The sequence below is a fragment of the Paraburkholderia sp. BR13444 genome, from assembly GCF_040948755.1.
Taxonomy (GTDB): Bacteria; Pseudomonadota; Gammaproteobacteria; order Burkholderiales; family Burkholderiaceae; genus Paraburkholderia; species Paraburkholderia youngii.
Genome location: NZ_JBFPKM010000011.1, coordinates 82973 through 100052, shown reverse-complemented (window position 1 = coordinate 100052; position 17080 = coordinate 82973). Strand labels below are relative to the sequence as shown.

Below are 17080 nucleotides of genomic sequence, written 5' to 3'. Positions count from 1 at the left end.
GGTGGGCAGATCACGCAACGAGACTGGGTAAGGATGCCAATGACACTTCAGCCAACACTGCGGGTCGAGCACGAGACACAGCGGGGCGGGGCGGCTTGCGTCGGCGTGTACAACCTCGATGCGGATCTCGTTGAGTTTCTCGTCGAACGCCAGGGAACGGCCCGCCAGCTGCAATCCGTGCTGCGTGTGAACGTCATCGATGCTGCCATGCGCGGCGGCGACGAACTTCCCGATGTGGCCGGCCGCTATCAGCTTCTAAAGGCCGGAGTGCGATTCGTTCCGCGGTTTCCGTTCGAACCGGGCGTTCGCTATCGGGCAAGCTTCGATCCGCGGCCGCTCGGCCGGGTCGGGTATGCGGACGTGCTGACACTCGAATTCTCGCTACCGAACCCGATCGGGGTCGACCCGGCTTCGGTAACGGGTGTCTTTCCATCCGCCGATGTGCTGCCGGAAAACCTGCTTCGCTTCTACGTTTGCTTTTCCAGCCCGATGCGGCGTGGCGGTGCCGAGGCGCAGATCCGTCTCGTCGGCCCCGATGGACGGCCTGCGCACGACGTGCTCTATCGGCCTGCGCTGGAGCTATGGGACAGGAACATGCGATGCCTGACGGTTCTGCTGGATCCGGGCAGGCTGAAACGCTGGGTAGGTCCCAATCGGGAACTGGGTCCGCCGCTGAGGTTGGGGCAACGCTACGCATTGGCCATCGGCTCGGCAATGGTCGACTCATCCGGTCGTCCGCTACGGCAGAATTTCTGCAAGCCTTTCGTTGTCGCTCAGGCGGTCCGGGAGCCCGTTGCGCTCGCGGATTGGACGCTTCTACCTCCTGCGGCGCAGAGTTATCAACCTCTGGAGATGGTGTTTCCGAGGCCGCTGGATTGGGCGTTGCTGCGGCGCGCGATTATGGTCGTGGGCGACGACGGACTTCCGGTAGCAGGGCGCGTGGCGATCGAAAAGGGCGAAAGACGCTGGACCTTTACGCCGGATTCGCCCTGGACGGCGACGCGGCCAGCCATTCGCGTCGCGCCGTACCTTGAGGACGTCTGCGGCAACAATCTGTTCGAGGCGTTTGACGGGCCGCTCCGAGCGCACCGCGAATTGACCGTGGAACGCACCAACCACAGGATTCGCTTTGAACTCACACGAGCAGCGAATTCAGCGTAACGAGCGTGGCGGCAACCCTTGGCCTTCGGCGGCTAGTCGTCACCTCACCGATGCTGCCCGACCTTCTGCCGCTTCTCCAGCACGCGCGCATACCAGGTCAGCGGAAAACACATCGCGAAGTAGATCATCGCGACCATGCCGTAAATCGGAAACGGCCGGAACGCGGCATTCGTGATCATCGTGCCGGTCTTCGTCAGTTCGATGAAGCCGATGATCGACGCGAGCGCGGTGCTCTTCACCACCTGCACGAGAAAACCGACGGTGGGCGCGACCGCGATCTTCAGTGCCTGCGGCCATACGATATAGCGCAACTGCTGGCCGAACGTCATGCCGAGGCTCGCGCCCGCCGCCCACTGACCGCGCGGCACCGCTTCGACGCAGCCGCGCCAGATGTCGACCAGATAAGCGCTCGTATAGAGCGTCAACGTGACGGCCGCGGCGGCCCACGGCGACACGTCGATGCCGATGAGCGGCAAGCCGAAGAACGCGAGAAAGAGCTGCATCAAGAGCGGCGTGCCTTGAAACACCTCGACGTACAGCACGACGATGCGGCGCAGCCATGCGATCGGTGACACGCGCATCGCGAGCAGCACGAGCCCGACGACCCCGCCGCCGACGAACGCGATCAGCGACAGCAGCACCGTCCAGCGCGCGGCGAGCAGCAGATTGCGGGCGATATCCCACAGCGTGAATTCGACCATGATCAGCGCTCCGTCGGCAGGGTACGCGTGCCGCGCCACATCAGGCGGCCGCGCCAGTTGCGCGGCAAGCCGTCGTTGCCGCTGCTGCTGTGGTTGGCGCCACGCGCGGCGCGGCCCGCGAACAGCCCGCGGCCGAAGCGGTTCAACAACTGCCGCAACACGATCGACATCAGCAGATAGTTCGCCGAGATGATCACGTAGCTCTCGAACGAACGGAAGTTGCGCGACTGGATGAAGTTCGCCGCATAGGTCAGGTCGGGCACCGAGATCTGCGACACGACGGCCGAGCCGAGCATCACGATCAGCACCTGGCCGAGCAGCGCGGGAAACACGTTGGCGAGCGCCTGCGGCAGCACGACGTAGCGGAACACCTGGCGTCCATGCAGGCCGAGCGCCTCGGCGGCCTGCACCTGGCCGCGCGAAATCGAATCGATGCCGGCGCGCACGATCTCGGTTGCATACGCGCCGAGATTGACGCTCATCGCCAGAATCGCGGCCTGGATCTCGTCGATATGAATGCCAAGGCTCGGCAGGCCGAAGAACACGAAGAACAGCTGCACGAGAAACGGCGTGTTGCGGATCAGCTCGACGTAGCTCGCGACCAGCCAGCGCGCCCACTTCGGCCCGGCCGCCGCGATGCTCGCGCCGGCAATCCCGACGAGCCCGCCCGCCAGGGTCGAAACGGCCGTGAGACCGAGCGTCACGGCGGCGCCGCGCGCGAGCATCCCTGCATAGAGGCCGAAGCCGCTGAAATCGAATGCGTAAGTCATGGCCTCGTGCCCATCGTAGGATCAGTTTGCGGCGCGGACTTCACAGCACCGCGCCACGGGTTTCAGAGATCGGCTGGCAGCGGCGCGCGCAGCCACTTCTGCGAGATCGCGTTCATCGTGCCGTCCTTGCGGGCCTTGGCAATCGTTTCGTCGACCTTCGCCTTCAGGCGCGGCTCGTTCTTGTTCAGACCGACGTGATCGGGCGAGCTGAACAGCGCGAACTTCTGCTCCGGATCGTTTGCCGGATGCCGCGCGAGAATCGTCGCGCCGACGTCGTTGCCGACCACCATCAACTGTACCTGACCAGAAAGAAACGCCGAAATTGCGCCGTTCGGATCGTCGAAACGTTTGATGTTCGCCGACGGCGGCGCGATCTTCGTGACGCTCAGGTCTTCGAGCGTGCCGCGCGCGACCGAGATCGACTTGCCGCCGAGATCGGCGGCGTTCTTCACCGGCAGCGACTTCGGGCCGAACACCGCGAGGTAGTACGGCGCGTACGGTTGCGAGAAATCGATTACTTTTTCGCGCTCCGGCGTCTGGCCGACCGATAGCAGCATGTCGGCCTTGCGATCGGCGAGGAAGGCCATGCGGTTGTCGCCGGTCACCGGTACCAGTTCGACCTTCGCGTTGAGCGCCTTGCCGATCAGATTGGCGACGTCGATGTCGTAGCCGACCGGCTTCATGTCCGCACCGATCGAGCCGAACGGCGGATAGTCTTCAAACACGCCGATGCGCACGGTGCCGGACTTCGCGATGTCGTCGAGCGCGTCGGCATGCGCGGCCGATGGCAGCGCGCTGAGCGCGCTGATTGCGAGCGTCGCGGCGAGGGTCGCGAACACGCGGCGGGTCGATTGGAGAGCGGGGCGCTGGTTCATCATCTGGTCCTCTGTCGTCATGCGGTTTTATCAAAGCGAAGCGTGTGGGATGGGTTCGGGTATCAGGCGGTGCGCGCTGCGATCAGCTTACAGGCGTGCGGCGGCAGCTCGGCGAGCACCGGCATGCCGAGCGCGAGCCCGGGCGTTTCGCGCGGCGTGGTCGCGGCGGTCAGCGTGAAGCCCACGCAATCGATCGTCGCTTCGAGCGAGGCGCCGACGTCGCGAATGAATGTGACGGTGCCGGGCAGCCGGTTCGCGTCCGGTGTCTCCGTGGCCGCCTTCACGCAGATGTCCTCGGGGCGGATCAACAGGCGGATCGCGTCGCCGCTCGCAACCGGCTGCCGCGCATCGGCGAGCGGCGCGCTCGGGCTCGGCGTCACCGCGATGCGCCGTCCGCCCGGCAGGCTCACGACGCCCGCGCCGTCGTACTGCACCGGCAGGATATTGCCGAGCCCGATGAAGTCGGCGACGAACTCGTTGACGGGATCGCGGTAGATGTCGAGCGGCTTGCCGATCTGCGCGATGCGGCCTTTCTCCATCACGACGATCTCGTCGGCCATCGTCATCGCTTCGCGCTGGTCGTGCGTGACCATGATCGTCGTGATGCCGAGGCGTTGCTGCAGCAAGCGGATTTCGACCTGCATCGCTTCGCGCAGCTTGGCGTCGAGCGCGGACAGCGGTTCGTCGAGCAGCAGCAGTTGAGGCTCCGAAGCAATCGCGCGCGCGATCGCGACGCGCTGACGCTGTCCGCCCGACAACTGCGTGACCGGCCGGTTCGCCATGTGCGGCAGCTGGATCAGTTCGAGCAGTTCGGCGACGCGGCGCGTTTGCTTCTCTCTTGCGACCTTGCGCAGCTTCAGCGGATACGCGACGTTCTGCGCGACCGTCATGTGCGGAAACAGCGCGAGCGACTGGAACACCATGCCGAAGTCGCGCCGGTTGGCCGGCAGCCACGTGATGTCGCGGCCGGCGAAATGGATGCTGCCCGAGCTCGGCGTTTCGAGCCCGGCGATCATCCGCAGCAGCGTGGTCTTGCCGCAGCCGGACGGGCCGAGGAAGCAGACGAGCTTGCCGTCGGGCACGCTCAGGTCGACGTCGTCGACGGCATGCACGGCGCCGAAGCGCCGCGTGACGGCTTGCAAGGTCAGATGGGTCATCGCAGGCTCCAGCAGGGTGGCGGGTTCACAGCGCGACGCCTTCGTCGCCGATCAGCTTTTCCAGCAGCCAGATCAGCGCGAAGTCGATCGCGACGATGACCACCGCGAAACAGAACACGGTCGGATCGAGCGACGACACCGTGCGGCTATAGAGCCACACGGGTAGCGTCATCGTGTCGATGCTATACAGGAAGAACGTAACCGTGAACTCGTTGAACGACACGATGAACGCGAACAGCATGCCGGCGAGAATGCCGGGGCGCATCAGCGGCAGCACCACGTCGACGAGCGCGCGGCTGGGGTTCGCGCCCATCACGAGCGCGGCTTCCTCGAACTCGGGGCCGATCGATGCGACCGACGCCGCGCAGTTCTTCACCGTGAACGGCAGCGCCAGGATCACATGCGCGATGATCAGCCGGCCGACGCCCAGCTCGACCGGCAGCACGTTGAACACCAGCAGCAGCGACAGGCCGAGCATCACGAGCGGATAGACGAGCGGCAGCGCGACCAGCTGCTCGACCGCCGGCTTGCCGCGAAAACGGTAGCGCGACAGTGCATACGCGGCGGGCACGGAGACGAGCGTCGCGATCAGCATCGTCGATAGCGCGACGATGAGGCTCGTGGTCAGCGCGGCGCCCATCGACAGCGTATCGGTCGCGTCCGGCGACACGAAGCTGTGCCACGCCGCGCGATACCAGTGCAGGCTGTACGCGTGCGGCGGGAATTCGAGCGTGTCGGCCGCGCTGAACGACATCGCGATCATCGTGAGGATCGGCAGCGCGGCGAGAAACAGCACGATGCCGGCCACGAGCGCGGTTGCGCGGCGGAGCTGCCCGGGCATCGTATCGGGCAGGCGCGGGAAGCGCGGCGAACGAGGTTCGGTGCGCGGCAGGCGCGAAGCTGGCAGCGGCGTGCTCATGCGTGAGGCTCCCCGGTCAGACGTTGGGTGCGGCGCACGAGCCGTTGCGAGAGCGCCATCACGGCGAGCGTCGCGACCATCAGCACGACGCCCGAAGCGGAGGCCGCCGGCCAGTTCAACAGCGGCGCGACCTGATCGTGCACGAGCACGGCGAGCATCGGCACGCGCCGGCCGCCGAGCAGCAGCGGCACCGCGAACGCGCTCGCGTTATACGCGAAAACCAGCAGCGCACCCGACACGAGGCCCGGCATCGCGAGCGGCAACAGCACGTGGCGCAGCGTTTGCCAACGCGTTGCGCCGAGCGTCGCGGCGGCTTCCTCGTACGAGATCGACACCGCACGCATCGCGCTGGACAGCGGCAGAACGGCGAGCGGAAACGCGGTCTGGATCAGCCCCAGCAGTACGCCATGCTCGCGATACAGCCACATGACCGGACGCTCGACGAGCCCGCTCGCGAGCAACGCGTGATTGAGCAGGCCCGCCGGGCCGAGGATCACCAGCCAGCCATAGCCTTGCAGCAGCAGATTGACCAGCAGCGGCAGCAGCACACCCGCGAGCAGCAGCCGGCGCGCGAGCCGCGAGGTCGTGCGCGCCGTCGCGAGCGCAACCGGAATCGCGAGCACGACCGCGCACAGCATGCTCTGGAACGCGAGCCGCAGCGTCAGCCACAACGACTTCAGGAAGTAGCCGTCGAGCAGGTCCGCGTAGTTCTGCAGCGTGAAGCTGCGCCATTCGTTGCCTGACGTGCCGAAGCTCATGCGCAGCACGACCAGCGCGGCCGCGCCGAGGATCGCCAGAAACACCAGGATCGGCGCGAGCAGCAGCCACGGCCGGGCTTTCGCGAGCGTCGTCGCGCCGCCAGCGGGGGCGGTCAAGGCAGTCTCGACGACTACGGACGCGCAGGCAGCGCCGCTGGGCGTCGGACCCGGCGCCGCTTCGTCCGGCATCATCGCGGCACGCCGCGGGAAGCGCGCGAGCATCGTGGTTACGCCGAGAAGATTTCGGTGTAGCGCTTGATCCACGCCGGCTGCACGACGGCGAGCGCCTTGTCGTCATGCAGCACGGCTTTCTCGGCGATCTGCTGCGGGCTCGGCACGAACGCGCGGCTCTCGGCCGGAATCATCGCTTTCATATTGACCGGGCCGTTCAGCACGTCGGCGGCCATGCGGCCTTGCACGCCGGCGTCGAGCGAATGATTGATGAACGCGTGGATCAGGTCGCTGTCGCCCGGATGCGCTTTCGGGATCACCGTGAACATCAGCTGCGTCGCGAAGCCTTCCTTCATGCCGTAGGTGACGCCCATCTTGTACTCGGGCTTGCGGATCTGGTCCGGAAAAAACGCCGGCGAGTAGATCCCGCCGATGTCGAGCGAGCCGGTGCGGAACAGGTCGGCCACCTGGTTCGGGTTCTCGCCAAGCGTCATCACATGGTCTTTCAGTTGCGCGAGCTTCCTGAAGCCGGGCTCGATGTTCTGCTGCGAGCCGCCGTTCATCTTCGCGGCGATGATCGCGAGGTCGACCGCTTCGGCCCACTCGGGCGGCGGCAGGAATACGCGACCGCCGTATTTCGGGTCCCACAGTGCCTCGTAAGACGAAGGCGGCGTCTTGACCGTCGCGGTGTTGTAGATGAGGCCGTCGGACCACAGCAGATAGCCGACGCCGAAGCCGTTCGCGCCGGTGCGGTACTGCGGCGCGACGTCTTTCAGGTTCGGCAGGCGGTCGAGCTCGGGCTTCATCAGCAGGTTCGCGTCGGCGAGGCCGGCCGCGCCGACGCCGGCGAGCGTGATCACGTCGTAGGTCGGGCGCTCGCCCGCCGCCTTGACTTTCGCGACCATGCCGGAGGTGCCGTCGGCGCGATCGGCGATCACCTTCGCGCCGGTCTTCGCGGTGAAGGTCGCGGCGATGTTGCGCAGCGCGGCCGTGCCGGTATCGTCGGACCATGTCAGGATGCGCAGCGTCTTGCCGCTGAAGTTGTGCTCCTGTGCGCGCAGATTGAGGAACGGCATCGGCAGAGCGGATGCCGCGAGCGCCGTACCGATCGTCTTGATGACCTGCCTTCTACCGCGTTTGATCTGCTGCATGACGGTTCTCCTGTGATGAACGCCCGTTGCCCATGAATCGCTATGACCGCTGCCGGATGAACCGTGCGTGGAGGCACTGTAGGTTTGCCAAAATCACGCAACAATCGAAATATGCGCATGGGCGGCATGACCTGCGCTCATGGCTCGCGGTGCGCGAGCGCGGCGGCGCGCGGTTCAGCGACGCGACAGGAGACTACGGGCGACGGTGCATGCGGGTTAACGTCCATCTCTGACCGCTGAATACGAGGTGCATCGAGGTATGAGGAAAGCTCGGTTCTGGTGCGGGTGCGGCAGGTCTTTCGCACCACGGCGGTGCGACATCGGGCGGAACGCGCATTTTTCGCGCGCCATGAGCTGAACGCATGCGGGTTCGCTCGGGCGCCGGCTCGTGCGCGCGCCGCCGATCGCGTATGCTTTGGGCATAACGGGCAGGGCGGCGACGGGCGCTGCCGCAGCCGCGCAATGATTTTTTCTGATCCAGGACGACATCCGATGCGACGCCTACCGCCGCTCAACGCGCTGCAGATTTTCGAAACTGTCGCGCGGCATCGCAGCTTCACGCGTGCCGCCGACCATCTGTGCCTGACGCAAGGCGCGGTCAGCCGGCAGATCATCGCGCTCGAGGAGTACTACAAGTTTCCGCTGTTCAAGCGTCACGCCAAGGGGCTGACGCTGACCGCCGAGGGCGAAATGCTGCTGCCGACGGTCAAGGAGAGCTTCGCGCGGATCGAGGAAATGTCGCTGCGCCTGACGCGACAGCGCACCGATCTCGCGCTGAAGGTGCCGACCTGCGTGATGCGCTGGATGCTGCCGAAGATCATGCGCTTCCAGTCCGAATATCCCGATCTGCACGTGCAGATCACGACCACTTGGCAGCACGACGTCGATTTCCAGAGCGAGCCGTTCGACGCGGCGATCATCTACGGTTCGTCGCCCGGTGCGGACGTGCAGGCGGTGTCGCTGTTCGAGGAGCGTCTGACGCCGGTCTGCACGCCCGAGTTGCTGAAGGACAAGCCGCTCGCGCAGGTGGCCGATCTCGCGCGGCACACGCTGCTGCATCCGACGCGCGATCACCGCGACTGGAAGATGTGGCTCGCGAAAGTCGCGGAGACCGATGCGACGGGCGCTGCCACGATCGACGCGGAGCTCGGCCCGAGCTTCGATACGCTCGACATGGCGACCAATGCCGCCGCGCAGGGCTTCGGCGTCGCGATCAGCGACCTCGCGCTGATCGACGAGGACGTCGCGGCGCGGCGCCTGATCCGGCCGTTCGACACCGTGCTGAAGACCGGCTGGCGCTATTACTTCGTGTATCCGGAATCGGTCGCGCAACAGCAGAAGCTGAATCTGTTCCGCGACTGGATGGTCGAGCACTGGGAAGAGTGAGTCACCGTCCGCCCCAGCGTCGGATAGGACATCGGATCAAGGCGCGAACGACAAAAACAGATAAGCCGCGAACAGCGATAGATGCACGGCGCCTTGCAGAATCGTCGTGCGGCCGGTGCTGAGCGTCAGCGTGGCGACCACCAGGGTCAGCGCGAGCAGCACCATGTCCTTGCCGTTGATGCCGAGAACGATGGGCTGACCGATATACAGGAACACACCGGCGACGGTGGGAATGGTCAGGCCGATACTCGCCAGCGCCGAGCCGAGCGCGAGATTCAGGCTGGTCTGCAGACGATCGGCGCGCGCTGCGCGCAGCGCCGCGAGTCCTTCCGGCAATAGCACCAGCGACGCAATCACGATGCCGACCACCGCCGGCGGCGCGCCCGCGCCGAGCACCGCGGATTCGACCACGGGCGACAGCACTTTCGCGAGCAGCACGACCGCGACGAGACTCACCAGCAGCAGCACGCCGCTGATGGCTGCGAGGCGCGCGCCCGGCGGCTCGGCATGGACGTCTTCGTCGGGCACGCCGGCGAGGAAGTAGTCGCGATGGCGCACCGTCTGCACGAACACGAACACGCAGTACAGCACCAGCGACGACACACCGGCAAACGCAAGCTGCGGCGGCGACAGGACCGGCCCGGGGCTGGTGGTCGTGAAGTTCGGCATCACGAGCGTCAGCACCGACAGCGATGCGAGCACCGCCAGCGCGGCCGCCGCGCCGCGGCTCTGGAAGTCCTGTTCCAGATGGCGGATGCCGCCCGCCAGCAGACATAGCCCGACGAGCCCGTTGCAGACGATCATCACGGCCGCGAATACCGTATCGCGCGCGAGGCCGGCTTTCTCAGGACCGGACGTCAGCATCACCGAGACGATCAGCGCCACTTCGATCACGGTGACGGCGACCGCGAGCACCAGCGTGCCAAACGGCTCGCCGACGCGATGCGCGACCACTTCGGCATGATGGACGGCGGCAAACACGGCCGCGCACAGCGACACGCCGACCAGCGCGAGCAGCAGCGCATTGCCCGGCATCGCATAGGCGGCACCGAGCACGATCCAGCTAATGACTGGCGCGACGAGGGTCCAACGGGGCAAGACGGTCGCCGGCGAAGTCATGCGGCCTTCCTTTCGGTGCGTGTATGAACTTGAAGTTATATCTTAAGGATCGACCTTAAGCTTTTAAATTATAAGGGAAAAGTTGTCACAATAAACCCGCGCTGCACGGAGTCGTCCGTTCAACATATCGCGGTTTCGAAGGCGCGGGGAAATCGTCGCGTCGGGCGGTGCGAGGGCTGCACCGGGGGCAATCGTGTCGAGCGATGTATGGAGGGGAAATTGGCGTCGCGACGGAGCGTTCCGCCGTCGACGCCAGCTTGCTGCTTTTACCGCAACTTCTTCGGCTGGTTGACCGGCTTACTGGCCAATTGCGCGGATCGACAGTGCGCTCTTCACCGACGTCACGCCTTCCACGCCTTGAGCGGCGTTCGTCGCGATTTCGATCTGAGCCTGCTCCGGCACCGAGCCTTCCAGCGTGACTGCGCCGTTGCGTGCGCGCACGGTGATGTTGCCGACGGTCAGGCCCTTCGTACGTGCGAGCTTCGCGCGGACCTTCTTCTGCAGAGCGCGATTAGCCTGTTTAGCTTCCTTGGTGGTCGGTGCCGCTGCGGCCGGCGCTTCGGTCGCGGCCGCATCGCTGCTTTGCGCGTACGCGTTGAGGGAAGCGAGAACGACCAGCGCGCCGCCGATCACCTTGATTGCCGAGAATGCTTTCATTAACCATCTCCTGTTGTCGTAGAACGTCGATCCCCCGGATGGGGTCGATTTTTTTTACACCAGCGGGTACAGCGGGATTCAATGCGAATGAAACAGCTACAGCAGCCATGCGAACACTTTCAGCCGACACGGATGTTTCCGCGAGCCGCGAAGTGCGCGCCGAAACATGCAAACGGCCGTGTGACCGGCCGGAAGCACACGATACAGCAATTAGTGCCATGTTGACTTGCCGGCACAGAAAATGAGGCGTCGGTACAACGAATTTGCCGATTGCAACCGGTCTATGACGTGGGATTTCAGCATCGACTTAAGGACATCCAGCCCATGCGAAACGAAGCTCTTCCGGTCCGACCATTACGCCGCGACGATCTGCCGGTCGACACCGTCGAACTCGCACGCTTCATGGTCGGCAAATATCTCGTGCACGATCTGCCCGAAGGACGCTTGAGCGGCCGCATCGTCGAGACCGAAGCGTATCCGCTCGGCGATTCGACGAGCCACGCGTTTATCGGACGTCGACCGTACAACGGTTCGATGTTTCTCGCGCGCGGTCATGCTTACGTGCGGCTGACCTACGGCGTGTCGTACATGCTGAATATGTCGTCCGAAGCGGAGGAGGTCGGCGCCGGCATCCTGCTGCGGGCGATTGAACCGCTCGAAGGACTTGCGCTGATGGAAGCGCGCCGTCCCGGCGTGCCGCTGCGCGATCTCGCCCGCGGACCCGGCCGGCTGACAGTGGCATTCGGCATCGGCCAGGCGTTCGACGGCCACGATCTGTGTGCGGGACGCGGGCTATGGATCGGCGTGATCGAAACCGGCGACGCACCGGTCGGCGTGACGACGCGCATTGGCCTGTCGCGCGAGATGCACCGGCCGCTGCGGTTTTTCGAGCCGGGCAGCGCGTTCGTCAGCGGTCCCCGCAAACTACTGACGATTCCGCATTCGGGCGCATGACATTTCGGCCGCGCCCGGAATGTTCCGGACAATTGTTGCCCGGTACATCATGCGAGGCGAATCGATTCCACGATATTCCCCGACATTGTTGCGATAAGCACAATTTTATATCTCACAATTAAGGGTTTTCCCTTGTTCATGCGGTGACTAGACTGAACTTGTTCGCTGCACACCACGGTGTCGGCGATGCAGATAAAACCACATTGGAGGGAAGTCATCATGAAATCGCTGATCAAGGCAGTTGCCATTGCAGCCATTGCCGCCGCGCCGATCGTATCGTTCGCGCAATCGAGCCAGCAGCCGGTCACCCGCGCCCAGGTTCGCAACGAACTGATCCAACTGGAGCGCGCGGGCTATAACCCGTCGACCTCGAACGACGCGGAATATCCGGCCGACATCCAGGCCGCCGAACAGCGCGTGCAAGCGCAAAATCCAGCCGTCGCGCAAACCCAGCCGACCGCTAATACCAGCGGTTACGGCGCGCCGATGAGCGGAGCGACGCAAGCGGGTCGCCCGACCCAGCCGCAGCCGACGAGCGGCCCGAAGAGCGTGTATTTCGGCAACTAATTTCCCTAACCGGTAACCACGCACGCAGCACCACGCTGTGCGCCGCTTTCGCGGGCGCACAGCGTTTCGAACCAGGTACTGTTTTCAATCGAGCGCGCCGCACCCATGAGCCGCGAGCATGTTACGGGTGCGCGCGTTGCGTTCCTCTTTCCGAAGGAACCTCCGCTGCCGCAAGGTGGCTTGGCCCAGGCTCTTCGAGGGTTTGGGCTTTTTTTTATGGCCGGTCCCGAGCGGATGAACGGCCGGGCGATCGCTCGGCGAAGCTCGTGCTTCAGCGTCATTCGCCGTGGAGTCGTTCGCCGTGAATATAGAACTCGAGTTGCTGGATGGTGAACTGCTGTTCCGCGATGATGTCCTTCACGAGGTCCCCAATCGACACCATGCCGATCAGCCGGTCGTTCTCGATGACAGGCAGGTGACGCATGCGCCGCTCGGTCATCAGCGCCATGCACTCTTCGGTCGTCTGGTCGGGGCGAACGAAGCGCACCGCCTTTGTCATGATGTCGCGTACCGGCGTCGCCTTCGACGACCGGTCCATCAGCACCACCTTGCGAGCATAGTCGCGCTCCGTGATGATGCCGGCGATGCTGTCGCCGTCGGTCACCACCAGCGCGCCGATACCCTTCTCGGCCATCAACCGGATCGCCTCATAGACGGAGTCGTCGGCGCCAATCGTGTAGACGTTGGAGGGGTTCGGTTTCGTTTTGAGAAGCTGTGCAACGCTTGACATGGAGCGGCTCCGTTTCGCAATGCAGCACGCCGAAGTGGCGCGCTGTCGTGAGGGACAGGCGATTCCAGTATAGGCGCGAGGTTCGCCCGCGGTACACCGGGAATACCTCTGGCACGCCGGACGATGCGCGCTGGATCGGCCAGATTCGCACGGACTTGCCGGTCCCGTCGTGGGGCGCCAGCCGTTGTCGCGGGGGGCTGCGTTCCGTGCTCGTGAAGGGGCATCCGGGTGCGGCATGCGGATTAGCGGTAAACTCGCAGTCCACACCTTATCCCCGGCTCGCCGGGTTCATGCCTGCACCATTGCTTAACGCCATGCTCACGTCTCAGGATTCATCGCCCGCAGCGGACAGCGCCGTCACCGGCGAATGCGTCGTTCTCGACGCCACCGCCACGCTACCCACGCGCTATGGCACGTTCACTTCCTATGTGTTTCGCGTGCTCGAAAGCGGCGCCGAACATCTCGCGCTCGTAATGGGCGATGTCGCCAACCAGTCGTCCGTGTTGACGCGCCTGCATTCGGAATGTCTGACGGGCGACGTGCTCGGCTCCTATCGCTGCGACTGCGGCGAGCAGCTAGACCTCGCGCTGCGCTATATCGCGGCTGAGGGTTGCGGCGTGCTGCTGTATCTGCGCGGCCACGAAGGACGCGGCATCGGCCTGTCGAACAAGATCCGCGCGTATGCGTTGCAGGAGCAGGGGCGCGATACCGTCGAAGCCAACCTCGATCTCGGCTTGCCCGACGATTCACGCGAATACGATTCGGCCGCGGGCATCCTGCGCACGCTGAAGGTCACGTCGGTGCGGCTGATGAGCAACAATCCCGAGAAGTTCGACACGCTGTCGAAGCACGGCATTCCGGTGTGCGAGCGCGTCGCGCTCGCGATTCCGATGCGCGAGGAAAACGAGCGCTATATCCGCACGAAGCAGCTGAAGTTCGGGCATTACTTCGACGAGAACGAATAGAAGCAAGTCGAGACCTGTCCGGTTTCGTCCGTAGTGAGCCAATGGATGCTTCAAGTATCTGAATAAAAAAGAAAAAAAATCGGAATAGCTAGCTCAATTGGCACGTCAACGCTTTTCTGTGTGCGACTAAACTCGCTACTTTGGCGTAGGCTTTTGCTGCATTGTGCTGCAAACCTACGCCGAGTATGCTTCTCTCAGAAAAACCTACGCCGAGGGAAGTATGCGCTTTGATGCACGTGTCGCAGCTAAGCTGCCCAGTGGCGAGCACATGACCTTTGAGGGGTTTCCAGGACTAAGACTCCAAGCTTCGGCGAGCCGCAAATCGTGGACGTACCGCTACAAGTCGCCAATCGACAGCCGCATGCGGCAAGTGAAGCTTGGTGAATGGCCGGCAATGTCGTTTGCCGCAGCTATCGCTGCGTGGGAGAAGAGCCGTATCGAGAGGGACTCCGGTGCGGAACTCTCCGCGCTGCGTCGAAAGCAGGAAAATGAGGCCAATCGCCCATCGCCAGGTGATTACACCGTTAGACAGTTGTGCCGCGACTATCTGCAGGGATATGTAGAGCTCAATCGAAAGGCAAAGGGCGCGACCGAGGTCGCACGTATATTCAGGGCGATGTTAGGGCCGGTTGCGGATACGCGGGCAATTGCTGTCACGCGCGCCCAAGCTTTCGATTTCCTGGAGTCATATCGTTCGACGCCTGTTCTCGCTGCACGCCTTCGCATGGAGCTCGGTAATGCCTGGCGTTACGCGCTAGATGCCGGTCGTCTTCCTGAAAACACCGCGAATTGGTGGAAGGAAGTTCTACGAGGGCAACTGAAGAGCAAAGGGCGCAAGATTGAAGGCAAATACACCGGGACACAGAAAAGGGTGCTATCGGTAGACGAGCTCGGCACATTGATTCGGTGGTTGCCGAATTTCAGTCTGACTGTCGCTGATGCGTTGACGCTCTACCTCTGGACAGGCACGCGGGGAGGCGAGATCGTCAGTATGGAGAGCACGGAGATCGCAGACGAAGGCGACGGTCTTTGGTGGACGATCCCCAAGCAAAAGACCAAAGTGCTACATAACGAGAAAGCAACGGATCTGCGCGTGCCGCTCATAGGCCGCGCCGAAGTAATCGTGCGGCGACGCCTCGATCAGGCCAAGGGAACGGTCCTATTTCCTTCCTCGCGTGGGGTGGCGATGGATCAGACCGTGGTCCAGCACGGCGTCTACTACCATCAGCCGTACTGCAAGATTGCTCCGAACCATGATCGGCCTCGTTTACCCGTCACGCATTGGTCAGCTCATGATCTTCGACGCACAACCCGGACGCTGCTTGCGACCCTTGGATGCCCAAACGAAATTGCCGAGGCAGTCCTCGGGCATGTTCAGCCTGGCATCATCGGCGTCTATAACCGCCATACCTACGACAGCGAGCGTCGCGAATGGCTGGGGCAACTGTCACATCGCCTGGAAGCGATTGCGGCGGCATATCCCCCAAAGAAGTAGCACGCATGTAACCATTGCGCGGGTGTTCGGCAGTGGGGCGAGATCAGATATCAGCGGGGCATCGCGTGAAGCATTCCACTTCCCGTTACACCGGCCGGATCCAATCTCCATCGAACTTCAAATGAGAAGGATCAACGCTAAGCAGCAGGCATTGAGAAGTTTCCGGCTCAGCGTCGTCTAGCAAGCGGCTCTCTGCGGAACTTTCGGGAAGCGAATCGCTTGGTGGCTGCGCTGGCAAACAGAATTTTCTTTCTCTGAGGGCATTTGCCACAATTAGTGCCGCCAATTAAATTCCGATGTACGTGCTCAACCGTAACGATGAATCGCTCGCAGATCAATCCTCCGTTCGTTCATGTTGACGACGCCTCAGTGCAGTCCGGAACCAACGGTAACAGACGAAGGCAAAGTCGCAATGAAGATCTGTCTCTCTCTAAAAGAAGTGGCAGAGGCACTCTCTCTGTCACCGACGACCGTACAGCAACTGGTACGCGAGAAAACGTTCCCCGAACCACGATTGCTTTCCGGCCGGAGGGTGGGATGGCTCGCACATGAGGTTCAGAACTGGGCTGACGCACGCCCGATCGCCAAGCTACTGCCGCCAGAGAATTCAGGCGCTAAGAAGCGGCAAATCCCTCGAGACGTGAGCGGCCGAAATAAAGACGGTTTGGACTCCGTGGCGAGAACTGCGGCGACAAGTGACGCGGCCATTCGGACGCCCGCGAGAGTGCTTTGAGTTCTGGAGATCCATTGTGGGGATGACCAATTGGGGCGACCCAGCAGTAGATAAGCGGAGAAGGAATCGGCAATCCAAGCAGCGACGAACTAGGCCGTTAGATCGCAAATCCGGTCAATGTAATCAGCCCACTCCTGCATAACACGGCAACGATCTTCGTCGAACGTTGTCCTGTCATAAGCCTTCTGAACATCCCCGCGTTTTGCGTGCGCAAGTTGCGCCTCCAGAATGTCGATGTCTTGCCCAAGCGTTCCTTCCCACCGTGCGAAGCATATCGCGGAATCCGTGCGCCGCGTGCTTTCCCTGAAAGCCCATTTCTCGCAGCGCCTTGCTCAAAGCGTCACGGTGCAAATGCGGCGTTTCTGCGGTGCGGGCGAGGGAAAGACATAGTCGCCGCGGCCCGTGAGCGTCTCAAGTTCGTTCAACAACGCAACCGCTTGCCTTGGTAGCGGCACGATGTGTTCGTGTTGCATCTTCATCCGGAATCAGCGGAACCCAACGGAGCCGTGAATAACAAAAAACCCCCGTAAGACCTTACGGGGTTTCTCGAACTACCGGCTTACGCCGGAACAACTTGTGGTGCAGGAGAGGACTCGAATTAAAGCAATAAGCGACTGAAACGTAACGAGAAAATTGATTTAGATAATGATGGTATACGCACTGGTATACGCAAAACACTTGGATGTTAGCAGCGCGTTATGGCTCCCGTGGGACGATTATTCGCTCGGGACGACGCTACCCTAGATTCTCCGAAGAACGAACCAGTGAGTCGGGCCTTTTGGCAACTTGGTCCTGGGGGCATTGCGGCTCC

At 63.1% G+C, this 17080-nt stretch carries 17 protein-coding genes; 7 read left to right on the top strand and 10 right to left on the bottom strand.

Annotated elements, in window-relative coordinates; genetic code table 11:
- Positions 1 to 39: 39 nt before the first annotated feature.
- On the top strand, positions 40 to 1161 hold the full coding sequence (locus AB3X95_RS27440) for a hypothetical protein (RefSeq protein ID WP_368623043.1): 1122 nt from the start codon (positions 40 to 42) through the stop codon (positions 1159 to 1161).
- Between the two features lie 44 nt (positions 1162 to 1205).
- Here the strand turns inward: AB3X95_RS27440 and AB3X95_RS27435 are convergent, their stop codons facing one another.
- The 7 genes from AB3X95_RS27435 to AB3X95_RS27405 all read right to left on the bottom strand — a co-directional run bounded on the left by AB3X95_RS27435 (position 1206) and on the right by AB3X95_RS27405 (position 7663).
- Entirely contained in the window at positions 1206 to 1862 is a 657-nt protein-coding gene (locus AB3X95_RS27435) for an amino acid ABC transporter permease (RefSeq protein ID WP_152854273.1), read from the bottom strand.
- 2 nt (positions 1863 to 1864) lie between these two features.
- Positions 1865 to 2632 carry an amino acid ABC transporter permease gene (locus tag AB3X95_RS27430; RefSeq protein ID WP_368623042.1) on the bottom strand — a complete coding sequence of 256 codons (768 nt, stop codon included), beginning with the start codon at positions 2630 to 2632 and terminating at the stop codon, positions 1865 to 1867.
- 62 nt (positions 2633 to 2694) lie between these two features.
- On the bottom strand, positions 2695 to 3507 hold the full coding sequence (locus tag AB3X95_RS27425) for a transporter substrate-binding domain-containing protein (RefSeq protein WP_368623107.1): 813 nt from the start codon (positions 3505 to 3507) through the stop codon (positions 2695 to 2697).
- 62 nt (positions 3508 to 3569) lie between these two features.
- On the bottom strand, positions 3570 to 4664 hold the full coding sequence (locus tag AB3X95_RS27420) for an ABC transporter ATP-binding protein (protein ID WP_368623041.1): 1095 nt from the start codon (positions 4662 to 4664) through the stop codon (positions 3570 to 3572).
- Between the two features lie 25 nt (positions 4665 to 4689).
- The gene (locus AB3X95_RS27415) at positions 4690 to 5583 is read right to left on the bottom strand and encodes an ABC transporter permease (RefSeq protein ID WP_368623040.1); all 894 of its coding nucleotides are present in this window, start codon (positions 5581 to 5583) and stop codon (positions 4690 to 4692) included.
- Positions 5580 to 6563 carry an ABC transporter permease gene (locus AB3X95_RS27410; protein WP_176368859.1) on the bottom strand — a complete coding sequence of 328 codons (984 nt, stop codon included), beginning with the start codon at positions 6561 to 6563 and terminating at the stop codon, positions 5580 to 5582. The genes AB3X95_RS27415 and AB3X95_RS27410 overlap by 4 nt, the downstream gene beginning before the upstream one ends.
- A gap of 5 nt (positions 6564 to 6568) precedes the next feature.
- Entirely contained in the window at positions 6569 to 7663 is a 1095-nt protein-coding gene (locus AB3X95_RS27405; RefSeq protein WP_368623039.1) for a PotD/PotF family extracellular solute-binding protein, read from the bottom strand.
- Positions 7664 to 8155: 492 nt separating this feature from the next.
- On the opposite strand from AB3X95_RS27405, the gene AB3X95_RS27400 reads away from it, so the two are divergent.
- Positions 8156 to 9049, top strand: a complete 894-nt coding sequence (locus AB3X95_RS27400) for a LysR substrate-binding domain-containing protein (protein ID WP_176105771.1) — start codon at positions 8156 to 8158, stop codon at positions 9047 to 9049.
- 36 nt (positions 9050 to 9085) lie between these two features.
- On the opposite strand, the gene AB3X95_RS27395 is transcribed toward AB3X95_RS27400, so the two are convergent.
- Both AB3X95_RS27395 and AB3X95_RS27390 read right to left on the bottom strand, forming a co-directional pair.
- Entirely contained in the window at positions 9086 to 10168 is a 1083-nt protein-coding gene (locus AB3X95_RS27395) for a calcium:proton antiporter (protein ID WP_176123082.1), read from the bottom strand.
- Between the two features lie 297 nt (positions 10169 to 10465).
- Positions 10466 to 10825, bottom strand: a complete 360-nt coding sequence (locus AB3X95_RS27390) for a BON domain-containing protein (protein ID WP_176123081.1) — start codon at positions 10823 to 10825, stop codon at positions 10466 to 10468.
- A gap of 324 nt (positions 10826 to 11149) precedes the next feature.
- On the opposite strand from AB3X95_RS27390, the gene AB3X95_RS27385 reads away from it, so the two are divergent.
- Together AB3X95_RS27385 and AB3X95_RS27380 are read left to right on the top strand one after the other, a co-directional pair.
- On the top strand, positions 11150 to 11779 hold the full coding sequence (locus AB3X95_RS27385; RefSeq protein ID WP_368623038.1) for a DNA-3-methyladenine glycosylase: 630 nt from the start codon (positions 11150 to 11152) through the stop codon (positions 11777 to 11779).
- A gap of 219 nt (positions 11780 to 11998) precedes the next feature.
- Complete coding sequence (locus AB3X95_RS27380; protein WP_176123079.1) at positions 11999 to 12346, top strand: DUF4148 domain-containing protein; 348 nt, start codon at positions 11999 to 12001, stop codon at positions 12344 to 12346.
- A gap of 277 nt (positions 12347 to 12623) precedes the next feature.
- Here the strand turns inward: AB3X95_RS27380 and AB3X95_RS27375 are convergent, their stop codons facing one another.
- Entirely contained in the window at positions 12624 to 13076 is a 453-nt protein-coding gene (locus AB3X95_RS27375) for a CBS domain-containing protein (RefSeq protein ID WP_176123078.1), read from the bottom strand.
- Positions 13077 to 13390: 314 nt separating this feature from the next.
- Here AB3X95_RS27375 and ribA point away from each other — a divergent pair, with 314 nt between their 5' ends.
- The 3 genes from ribA (at position 13391) to AB3X95_RS27360 (ending at position 16269) form a co-directional block, all read left to right on the top strand.
- Entirely contained in the window at positions 13391 to 14041 is a 651-nt protein-coding gene (ribA, locus tag AB3X95_RS27370) for a GTP cyclohydrolase II (protein ID WP_368623037.1), read from the top strand.
- 220 nt (positions 14042 to 14261) lie between these two features.
- Positions 14262 to 15536 (top strand): tyrosine-type recombinase/integrase, encoded by a 1275-nt coding sequence (locus AB3X95_RS27365; RefSeq protein ID WP_008918469.1) that lies wholly within the window; start codon positions 14262 to 14264, stop codon positions 15534 to 15536.
- Positions 15537 to 15888: 352 nt separating this feature from the next.
- Entirely contained in the window at positions 15889 to 16269 is a 381-nt protein-coding gene (locus tag AB3X95_RS27360; RefSeq protein ID WP_368623036.1) for a helix-turn-helix transcriptional regulator, read from the top strand.
- Positions 16270 to 17080 lie beyond the last annotated feature (811 nt).